The following is an 8,816-nucleotide window of genomic DNA, read 5'->3' as shown; positions in this document are numbered from 1 at the left end:
CACCTCCAAGTCATCTGTTAACCACCACGGTCAACGGACAGCGCCGTTCAAGGCGCTACGCGCCATGCCCGGCGCACCATAAAAAAGCGTGCCCGGAGAGCACGCTTTTGTTCGTTCAGAGGAAAATAAAAGCATTCTCCTCTTACGTTATTATCCACAGCAAAGATGAGTAATACTATATGAACTACTTCAAATACTGACCAGAACGCAGCGCTTCAATACGTTTATCCAGCGGCGGGTGAGTCATAAACAGCTCACTCATTGATTTTGCTTTACCGTTAATGCAAAACGCCATCATGCTACTGGCTTCCTGAGGCTCATAGCTGGTTTTCAGACGCTGCAAGGCAGCAATCATTTTCTCGCGCCCCACCAGTTTTGCTGAGCCAGCATCTGCATGGAATTCACGATGACGTGAGAACCACATCGTGATGATGCTGGCAAGAATACCAAACACCAGTTCCAGAACAGTGGCAACCGCAAAATAAATAAGCGGGTTACCATTGCTGCTCTCACCTTCATCACGATTACCAGACATAAAGCCCGACACTATCTGAGCGATAATACGGGAGATAAAGATAACGAAGGTGTTTACTATCCCTTGTACCAGGGTCATCGTTACCATATCGCCATTCGCAATATGACTGATTTCATGCGCGATAACCGCTTCAGCTTCGTCACGGTTCATGTTTTGCAGCAAACCGGTACTGACAGCCACCAGCGATGCATCACGGCGTGCTCCTGTGGCAAAGGCATTGATATCAGGAGCATGGTAGATAGCCACTTGCGGCATCGCTATCCCAACTTGTTGGGACTGATGGCGAACCGTTTCCATCAGCCAGCGTTCAGTTTCGTTACGCGGTTGTTCAATAACCTCACCGCCGACTGAACGTAACGCCATCCATTTTGACATCAGCAACGAAATAATAGAGCCGCCGAAGCCAAATAACAGCGCCATGATCATCAAACCTTGTACACTGCTCGACTGAATACCTGTCAGGCTAAGAACCAACCCAAAAACAAGCATAACCGCAAGGTTAGTTAATAAGAAAAGGCCGATACGCATCATGATTTTTTTCTACCTCGGTTAGAAATACGTACTTTCACTTCCCACATCCTAGGGGCGCGCCGTCTATTTTCAAGCATCAAAGCTCGCCAAGTCATTAATAATACATAACTTTACACTTTGCATTCATTTCACTGACTAATTATGAGGAAAGCCGACCTGAAAAGAGATTATCTCTTATAATTTAGTCGTTATGAAGCTGGGGTGGAAAAATATAGAGGCATTCTGACAGATGTCGGCTCCCGCTTACCGGGAGCCGACGTGGTGATTATTTTACCACTTTAGAATTTGCGGCGCGAGCTTGCTCAATAGCAGCGAGGTCGAGTGCAATATTCACCGTTTCATCAAGATAAGGATCCGGCTCCTGATAACTTTTCGGTAAATCGTCCAGCTTCTTAATCGCCGGTTTTCCATCACGTTTTAAGCGCTCGTTAATACGCGATAAGCGTAAGGCTTCGTCTTCCTGATTCTCTTTTTCGCGCTCGGCAAAATTAAGAGAAACAATATTACGTTTGTCTTTTAAGGCATTAAAACGTTCGATATCCTGGGTGATGTACTGGAACTCAGAATCTTTAGCGATACGCTGCTCATGTTTTTTCAACAATTCCGGCTCAAACTGAGTAACATCCCCAGTTTTATTGTAAGTTGCCGCCTTAATGCTGTCCCACGGAAGCGCATTATCTTCAAATTTTTCGCCGGTTTCAATTTCCTGATTACCCGTTGGCAACATGATATCTGGCGAAACGCCTTTGCGTTGCGTACTACCACCATTAATGCGATAGAACTTCTGGATAGTGTATTGCACCGATCCCAACGCCGGCCATTCGGGACTTAGCATTTGGTCATAAATACGGTTTAGCGAGCGATATTGCTGAACCGTTCCCTTCCCAAATGTCGGCTCTCCAACGACCAGAGCACGCCCATAGTCCTGCATTGCCGCGGCAAAAATTTCCGACGCTGATGCACTGAAGCGATCAACCAGAACGACCAGCGGTCCTTTATAGTAAACAATGCCATCCGTATCACTGTCTTCACGGACTTTGCCATTATTATCGCGAACCTGAACAACCGGTCCGTTAGGAATAAACAGCCCCGACAACGCTACAGCTTCGGTCAGCGCACCACCACCATTTGAACGCAAGTCAATAATGATACTTTTCACGTTCTCTTTTTCTAGTTTCTGCAGCTGAACTTTGACATCGTCTGTTAAACCGACATAAAAGCCCGGAATATCCAGTACACCGACCTTTTCTTTGCCAACGGTTTTAATCGACATTTTGACCGCTCGATCTTCGAGACGAATACGTTCACGTGTCAGCGTCACAATACGTGTTTTCGCGCCTTTCGCAGCAGGCAAAATCTCGAGGCGGACTTTACTTCCTTTCGGCCCTTTAATCAGCGCAACAACATCATCCAGGCGCCAGCCGATGACATCGACCATACCTTTTCCGGCCTGGCCGATACCGACAATTTTATCGCCTATCGCAATGTTTTTACTTTTTGCAGCCGGTCCGCCCGCAACCATAGAGTTGATGACAGTGTAGCCATCATCCATTTGCAATACGGCCCCAATACCTTCCAGCGACAGACTCATTTCTGTATTAAACTGTTCGGTATTACGCGGTGAAAGGTAATTCGTATGGGGGTCTATTTCGCGAGCAAAAGCGGTCATCGCCAGAGTAAACACGTCTTCACTGTTGCTTTGTGCCAGACGGCGGATAGCAAACTGATAACGTTTTTTTAGTGCTTCCCGAATTTCCGCATCGGTTTTACCCGCCAATTTCAGGCTCAGTTCATCGTATTTGACCTTGGCATCCCAGAGTTTGTCCAGTTCAGCGACACTGGTTGGCCATGATGCTTTGCCACGATCTAAATCAATAGTATCGTTACCGGTAAAATCCATCGGTTTTTCCAGCACCTTCAACGCGTACTCATAACGTTCGAAACGCCGTTTTTGTGCCAGATTATATAAATCATAAAATACCGTCAGTTTGCCGGTACGCAGTTCGTCACCTAACTCATTTTTTTTACTGGCAAATTCAGCCACATCGCTGGCTAACAGCACATTGTGACTGTAATCAAGCAGATTCAGGTAACGATCAAATATTTTTGCTGAAAAATCAGCATCGAGATCAAACTGACGATAATGAGAGCGGGTAAAGCGCGATGTCACGCGCTCACTGACGGTAGAATGCTGATTTTCCTCCGTTAACTGAGGTATTTGATCAGCTTTCGTGATATCCGTTAATGCCAGGGTGCTGCCTGTTACAAAAAACAGGCAAGCAACAGCCGTAAGCTTAAAGAGTTTGTTCATGCCTGGACCAGGCCTCCGTTTCAGAACTGTAAGTGTTCTGCGCGTACGATCATTGCCATACCAGAAGTCAGCTGTACACGGACGCCATCTTTGGTAATTTCCAGAACAGTTGCGTCCATAGCGTTGTTACCCGCTTTGACTTTAAGTGTCTGTCCAACCTGTAATACTGAAATATCCGTTACCGGAGTACGACGTTCTTCACGCGCTTTTTCAGTCGGTTTTTCAGCCGCCGGTTTGTTCAGCGGTTTTTCTGACCGTGGTTTACGTTCAGCACCGTCCTGGCGACGTGCAGCCACAGGTTGTGGTTTACGCTTACGACGAGGCGCTTCTTCTGTCACCCCAGCAGCAGAAGCTGCTTCACGTTTTTTAGCTTGCTGTTCGGCACGTTTAGCCTGCACACGTGCTTTCGCTTCTTCAAGCTGAACACGCGCATGTTCAACATGCTGCTCATCAAGTTCGCCACAAGGATTACCGTCAAGGTCAACGCGGATTGCGCCAGCCTTGATACCATGCAGATAACGCCAGCTTGAGGTATAAAGACGCAATGCTGAACGCAATTGCGTTTTGCTGAGGCTCAACTCACCTTCTACACGTGAGACCAAATCCTGAAAGATACCAATCTTTAAAGGACGAGCTTCGCCTTCGGCATTAAAGCAAAGCGGGAAACGCTCTGCCAGAAAAGCGATAACTTCTTTACTGCTATTCAACTTAGGTTGATTTTCCATGAAATTTCCTGATTACACCGGAATTGCCAATTAGCGCAGGCATGAACACGCCACATTATAATGACGCTATCGTTAAATGCCACGGGATCCGTTGTTTATCATGCTATAACGAGACGATTTTTTTAAAATCTGTGCTGTACAATACTTCTGAAAGTCTTGATACGAGGGATTTTAAACCGATTTCGTCCTGTTGTGAAAAACGTGCATACTGTGTGCTGTCGATATCCAACACGCCAATAATCTGTCCATTCACATAAAGTGGCAGGACAATTTCAGAATTACTGGCAGCATCACAAGCGATATGTCCGGCAAAAGCATGGACATCATCCACCCGCTGTACTAGAGCGCTGGCAACAGCAGTACCACAGACACCTTTACCAGATGGAATACGGACACAGGCTATTTTACCCTGGAAAGGTCCTAATACTAAGGTATCTCCTTCCAGAAGATAAAAACCAGCCCAGTTGACCTCTTCCAGACGCTCAAACAGCAAGGCACTGGTGTTTGCCAGCACAGCCAGAAAGCTCGTTTCACCTGTCATTAACGCACTGAAGTCGCGATTCAGATCTGCGTAAAATTGCTCTTTACTCATTACCCTGCCATTTTGATGTCATTGTGAATTGCATAGCATACTATACCCTAAATAATTCCAGTTAATTACAGGCGTTGCGTTTACCCAGCAGACAGGTGCAGATAAACTACGTGATTCGGCAGCCCTCACTGCGGCAACGCCCAGGCAACGTGAAGTATGACGGGTATTAGCCAAAATTATCGCAGTAAACTGATGATAACAATAGATGAAAATAGATAACTTAAGTCAAACACTGCCTTCAGGGCGTTATCAGCGCTGCCCTGAATGTGATGCATTGTTTTTACTTATGCCCATCAAAACCGGACAAAATGCCTATTGCCCTTGCTGTGATGCCAAAGTGCGTAGCGGACGAGACTGGTCGCTGACTCGCCTTGGCGCTATGGCGATTGCTATGCTGCTACTGATGCCGCTGGCTTTCACGTCTCCTTTGCTGAGTATTCTCATGCTCGGCTCACGTATTGATGTCAGCCTGTGGCAAGGTATCTGGCAGATGGCCATTGCAGGCGATGTGATTACCGCCGCGATGGTCATGTTTTGCCTGATTGGTGCGCCGGCTGTTCTGGTATTATCTATCATTTACTTGTGGCTGGGTAATATTTTAGGGATAAATCTACGCCCTGTACTGTTGATGCTAGCCCGGCTAAAAGAGTGGGTGATGCTGGATATCTACCTTATCGGCATTGGCATTGCGTGTATTAAAGTCAGTGACTATGCCTATATCGAACCAAGCTTCGGACTGATTGCCTTTGTTGCCTTGGTTATCCTGAGTTTACTGACCTTAATACACCTTAACGTAGAGCAGCTATGGCATCGTTTTTATCCTCGCCGCCGCAAATACGCGATCCCAGCACATTTACGTATTTGTCTTGGCTGCCATTTTACCACTCTTGCGGACGAGCAAGGTCGTTGTCCACGCTGTCATACTCCTTTACGCTTTCGACGCCGCCATAGTCTGCAAAAAACCTGGGCGGCACTGATTGCCTCTTTTATTTTCTTACTACCGGCTAATCTGCTACCTATTTCGATACTGTACGTCAATGGCGTGCGCCAGGAAGATACCATTTTTTCAGGTATTATTAGTCTGGCGAACAGTAATATTGCGATTGCCATCATCGTGTTTATTGCCAGTATTCTGGTGCCATTCACGAAAATCATTGTCATGGTTACGCTGTTACTCAGTATTCATTTAGACTGTGGTCCTGGACTTAAGACACGCATGAAAATGTTGCGTTTTGTGACCTGGATTGGTCGTTGGTCGATGCTGGATTTATTTGTTATCGCATTGATGATGACATTGATTAATAGGGATTTGTTACTCGCTTTTACTATGGGACCTGCTGCCGTTTATTTCGGTGCGGCGGTAATTTTAACTCTGCTTGCTGTCGAATGGCTTGATAGTCGACTGCTTTGGGATGTACATGCCTCAGGACACGCCTGCTTCCGTGATGGAAGCTCGGATTAAAACAAAACGCCGGATCTCACCCTTCTGGCTGCTCCCCTTTATTGCTCTGTTGATTGGTGGCTGGTTAATGTGGACCGCCTGGCAGGAGCAAGGGGCCACCGTGACTATCGACTTTACCTCCGCTAATGGCATTGTTGCGGGCAGAACGCCCGTGCGCTATCAGGGTGTTGAGGTTGGGATGGTGAAAAGTATCAGCCTGAATGATGACTTACGCAAAATTGAAGTGAAAGTCAGTATTAAGAGCGATATGCAAGATGCGCTTCGGGAAGAGACTCAATTCTGGCTGGTCACTCCCAAAGCTTCTCTGGCGGGCGTATCCGGGCTGGATGCCCTGGTTGGCGGTAACTATATCGGTATGATGCCTGGAGGCGGTTCCCCGCAGGATCATTTTACCGCCCTTGATACCCAGCCCAAATATCGGTTGGATAATGGCGAGTTACTGATACATCTTCAGGCACCGGATCTTGGGTCGCTGAATAGCGGTTCCTTGGTCTACTATCGAAAAATTCCGGTCGGTCGTGTTTATGATTATGAAATCGATAAAACCAAGCAAGGCGTGGCTATCGACGTTTTGATTGACAAACGCTTTGCTAATCTGGTCAAAACCAACAGTCGCTTCTGGAATGTGTCTGGTGTTAAAGCAGATATTAGTCTTAGCGGAGCACAAGTTCAGCTGGAAAGCCTGGCGGCACTTGTCAATGGCGCCATTGCGTTTGACTCTCCTGATGATTCGCCAAAAGCAAACAGCAATGACAACTTCACGCTATTTGAAGATCTGGCCCATAGCCAGCGCGGCGTCAATATTACCCTGAGTTTACCTGGAGGTAATGGTCTGAATGCCGGATCAACAAAGTTAATGTACCAAGGGCTGGAAGTAGGTTCTCTGACACAAATGACACTCAACCCTGACAGCAGTGTGACGGGGGAGCTAGTGATTGACCCGAGTGTTGTCAATTTAATGCGTACCGGTACGCGTATTACCTTAGAACAACCAAAGGTTTCATTGAACAATCCGGCTCTTAGTCGTTTATTAACCGGTGCAACACTTGAACTCATACCCGGTGAAGGTGAACCGCAGCACCATTTCACCGTACTTCCTGGCGCTGAAAGCCCGCTACAACAGCCTAATGTCTTAACGCTGACACTCACGGCACCTGAAAGCTATGGTATTGATGTCGGACAACCACTGATCCTGCGCGGGGTACAGGTTGGGCAAATTATCGAACGAACCCTGTCAGATAAAGGCGTCAGTTTTGTTATTACTATCGATCCGCAATACCGTGCTCTGATTCAGGGCGACAGTAAATTTGTCGTGAATAGCCGCTTTGATGTCAAAGTGGGTATTGATGGCGTGGAAATGCTCGGAGCCAGTACCAGTGAGTGGCTCTCCGGGGGGATACGTATTCTTCCGGGAAGTAAGGGAGAGGTAAAAACCACCTATCCGCTGTTCGCTAATCTTGAAAAAGCGCGTGAAAACAGCCTGACACCGCAACCGACGACAACGCTCACCCTTACCGCCAGCAGCCTGCCAGATATTCAGACGGGTTCTGTGGTTCTGTATCGTAAATTTGAAGTCGGTAGCATCATCAGCGTTCGTCCGCTGGAGGATAATTTCGAAATCAATGTTCATATCAAACCTGAGTATCGCCATTTACTGACATCAGGCAGTGTGTTCTGGGCTGAGGGGGGTGCAAAAGTTCAGTTAAATGGCAGCGGTTTGAGCGTTCAGGCAGTACCGCTATCGCGAGCCTTAAAAGGAGCGATTAGCTTTGATAATCTGAAAGGCGCTGGAGAAGGCGTTGCCAAAAACGGTAAACGCATTCTGTTTGCTTCTGAAACCGCAGCCAGAGCGGTGGGAAGTCAGATCCTGCTGCGTACTTTTGATGCCGGTAAACTGTCGGTCGGAATGCCAATTCGTTATCTGGGGATCAATATCGGTCAGCTGGACTCCATGGAACTTGGACAATCCCGTAAAGAGGTCGTCGCTAAGGCGGTTTTATATCCTGAGTATGTTACGGCCTTCTCTAAAGGGGGCAGCCGCTTCTCCGTTGTGACACCGCAGATTTCAGCTGCCGGAGTGGATAATCTTGACACAATTATCCAGCCTTATATCAATGCCGAGCCCGGCACCGGTAATTCACAGCGTGTTTTTGAGCTGCAGGCTGCCTCTATCAGTGACTCTCGTTATGCTGATGGGTTGAGTATTGTGCTGGAAGTCCCCGAAGCCGGTGCTCTAAATATTGGTACTCCGGTACTGTTCCGTGGCATAGAAGTCGGTACGGTTGCGGGAATGAAACTCGGCGAACTGTCTGACCGGGTACTGTTGAATTTACGTGTCAGTACCCGCTATCAGCATTTGGTCCGTGACAGTTCCGTGTTCTGGCTTGCTTCTGGCTATACTCTCGATTTTGGCCTGACCGGCGGCGTGGTGAAAACGGGCACCTTTAATCAGTTTATTCGTGGCGGAATTGCTTTTGCCACACCACCAGGTGTTCCGCTTGCGCCGCGCTCTAAAGCCGGAAAGCACTTCCTGCTGGAAGAAAATGAGCCAAAAGAGTGGCGTCAGTGGGGAACGGCCCTGCCACGTTAAATCCTGGTTAATGCGAATAACCAGAGCTTTATGCTAAACTGCGCCCCTTATTCTCCCATGGGGCGCCTTT

The 8,816-nt window shown here is 47.6% G+C and carries 6 protein-coding genes; 2 read left to right on the top strand and 4 right to left on the bottom strand.

Annotation, left to right across the window (positions count from 1 at the left end; all coding sequences use genetic code 11):
- Nucleotides 1-184: 184 nt before the first annotated feature.
- From htpX to Q1A40_RS17605, 4 genes are all read right to left on the bottom strand, one after another.
- Entirely contained in the window at nucleotides 185-1,066 is an 882-nt protein-coding gene (gene htpX / locus Q1A40_RS17620; protein WP_300002681.1) for a protease HtpX, read from the bottom strand.
- 265 nt (nucleotides 1,067-1,331) lie between these two features.
- Nucleotides 1,332-3,377 carry a carboxy terminal-processing peptidase gene (gene prc, locus Q1A40_RS17615; protein WP_300002678.1) on the bottom strand — a complete coding sequence of 682 codons (2,046 nt, stop codon included), beginning with the start codon at nucleotides 3,375-3,377 and terminating at the stop codon, nucleotides 1,332-1,334.
- Nucleotides 3,378-3,397: 20 nt separating this feature from the next.
- Nucleotides 3,398-4,102 carry an RNA chaperone ProQ gene (gene proQ / locus Q1A40_RS17610; RefSeq protein ID WP_300002676.1) on the bottom strand — a complete coding sequence of 235 codons (705 nt, stop codon included), beginning with the start codon at nucleotides 4,100-4,102 and terminating at the stop codon, nucleotides 3,398-3,400.
- A gap of 103 nt (nucleotides 4,103-4,205) precedes the next feature.
- Nucleotides 4,206-4,694: a GAF domain-containing protein gene (locus Q1A40_RS17605; RefSeq protein ID WP_300002673.1), complete on the bottom strand. Its 489-nt coding sequence runs from the start codon at nucleotides 4,692-4,694 to the stop codon at nucleotides 4,206-4,208.
- 205 nt (nucleotides 4,695-4,899) lie between these two features.
- Here Q1A40_RS17605 and yebS point away from each other — a divergent pair, with 205 nt between their 5' ends.
- Together yebS and Q1A40_RS17595 are read left to right on the top strand one after the other, a co-directional pair.
- A complete protein-coding gene (yebS, locus tag Q1A40_RS17600) occupies nucleotides 4,900-6,156 on the top strand; it encodes a membrane integrity lipid transport subunit YebS (protein WP_300002670.1) in 1,257 nt (418 codons plus the stop codon).
- Nucleotides 6,113-8,746 (top strand): PqiB family protein, encoded by a 2,634-nt coding sequence (locus Q1A40_RS17595; RefSeq protein ID WP_300002667.1) that lies wholly within the window; start codon nucleotides 6,113-6,115, stop codon nucleotides 8,744-8,746. The genes yebS and Q1A40_RS17595 overlap by 44 nt, the downstream gene beginning before the upstream one ends.
- Nucleotides 8,747-8,816: the final 70 nt, after the last annotated feature.

This window comes from uncultured Cedecea sp., from assembly GCF_947498825.1.
Taxonomy (GTDB): domain Bacteria; phylum Pseudomonadota; class Gammaproteobacteria; order Enterobacterales; family Enterobacteriaceae; genus JGM124.
This window is presented reverse-complemented; position numbering and strand designations above follow the sequence as displayed.

What these genes read in the sequence shown, in the direction of transcription:
- htpX (WP_300002681.1), bottom strand. Translation starts at nt 1,066, where the DNA reads ATGATGCGTATCGGCCTTTTCTTATTAACTAACCTTGCGGTTATGCTT.
- prc (WP_300002678.1), bottom strand. Translation starts at nt 3,377, where the DNA reads ATGAACAAACTCTTTAAGCTTACGGCTGTTGCTTGCCTGTTTTTTGTA.
- proQ (WP_300002676.1), bottom strand. Translation starts at nt 4,102, where the DNA reads ATGGAAAATCAACCTAAGTTGAATAGCAGTAAAGAAGTTATCGCTTTT.
- Q1A40_RS17605 (WP_300002673.1), bottom strand. Translation starts at nt 4,694, where the DNA reads ATGAGTAAAGAGCAATTTTACGCAGATCTGAATCGCGACTTCAGTGCG.
- yebS (WP_300002670.1), top strand. Translation starts at nt 4,900, where the DNA reads ATGAAAATAGATAACTTAAGTCAAACACTGCCTTCAGGGCGTTATCAG.
- Q1A40_RS17595 (WP_300002667.1), top strand. Translation starts at nt 6,113, where the DNA reads ATGCCTCAGGACACGCCTGCTTCCGTGATGGAAGCTCGGATTAAAACA.